This window comes from Methylobacterium sp. EM32 (assembly GCF_040593685.1).
Classification (GTDB): Bacteria; Pseudomonadota; Alphaproteobacteria; order Rhizobiales; family Beijerinckiaceae; genus Methylobacterium.
Genome location: NZ_JBEXZS010000232.1, coordinates 1 through 1,267, shown reverse-complemented (window position 1 = coordinate 1,267; position 1,267 = coordinate 1). Strand labels below are relative to the sequence as shown.

Genomic DNA, 1,267 nt, shown 5'->3' with positions numbered 1-1,267 from the left:
CTCCGGTACTCCCGACATACCGTTCGCGAGCACCCACGAGGGACCGGAAGGACCGCCGCCGTGCCGGGCGGCGGTCTCCACCGGCCCCAAGGAACCTGGACCCTCCGCGATGACCGAACCCGTAACGCGCCGGACGCCCGGCAAGGAGCCCCGGATCTCGACCGGCGTGCCCGGTCTCGACGACGTTCTCTGCGGCGGCCTGACCCCGAGCCGGCTCTATCTGCTGGAGGGCACCCCGGGCACGGGCAAGACCACCATCGCGCTCCAGTTCCTCCGCGAGGGGGCGGCCCGCGACGAACGGGCGCTCTACGTCACCTTGTCCGAGACCTCGGACGAACTCCGCGCCGCCGCCGCGACGCACGGATGGTCGCTCGACGGCATCGACCTCTACGAGCTCGTCGACGAGATGGGCCTCGATCCCGACAGCGAGCAATCGATCCTGCATCCCTCCGAGCTCGAACTCGGCGAGACCGTCAAGGACGTCATTGCCCGCGTTGGCGAGACGAAGCCCGACCGGGTCGTGTTCGACAGCCTCTCGGAGCTGCGTCTGCTCGCTCAGAACCCGCTGCGCTACCGGCGTCAGATCCTGGCGCTCAAGCGGTTCTTCGCCAAGCGCGCCTGCACGGTGCTGCTGCTCGACGACAAGACCTCGGAGACGGGGGATGTCCAGCTGCACAGCATCGCGCACGGCGTGATCTCCCTGGACCAGATGGCGCGCGAATACGGGTCCGAGCGGCGACGGCTGCGCATCGTGAAGATGCGCGGCATCAAGTTCAGCGGCGGCCACCACGATTTCGCCCTGGAGACCGGCGGCATCCGGGTGTTCCCGCGCCTGATCGCGTCCGAGCACCACGCGGCCTTCGACCCGGTGGCCAAGTCCACCGGGTCGGCCGAGCTCGACCTGCTGCTCGGTGGCGGCCTCGTACCCGGAACCAACATGCTCCTGCTCGGGCCCTCCGGCGTCGGCAAGACCACGACCGCGGTCCGGTGCATGAAGGCGGCGCTGGAGCGCGGCGAGACGGCGACCTACTACCTGTTCGACGAGGGACTCGCGACCCTGATGACCCGGGCGGCCACGCTCGGCATGGATCTCAGACCACATGTCGAATCCGGGCGGCTGACCATCACCCAGATCGACCCCGCCGAGGTCTCGCCGGGCGAGTTCGCCACCATGGCCAGGGAGGCGGTCGAGAAGCGCGGGTCGTCGGTCGTCGTCATCGACAGCCTCAACGCCTACCTGCACGCGATGCCGGGCGAGGAATTCCTG

The 1,267-nt window shown here is 69.3% G+C and carries 1 protein-coding gene; it reads left to right on the top strand.

Annotated features, from left to right (window positions below; translation table 11 throughout):
- Positions 1 to 109: 109 nt before the first annotated feature.
- On the top strand, positions 110 to 1,267 hold a 1,158-nt coding region (locus tag ABZT49_RS29100; RefSeq protein ID WP_355291354.1), incomplete at its 3' end, for an ATPase domain-containing protein.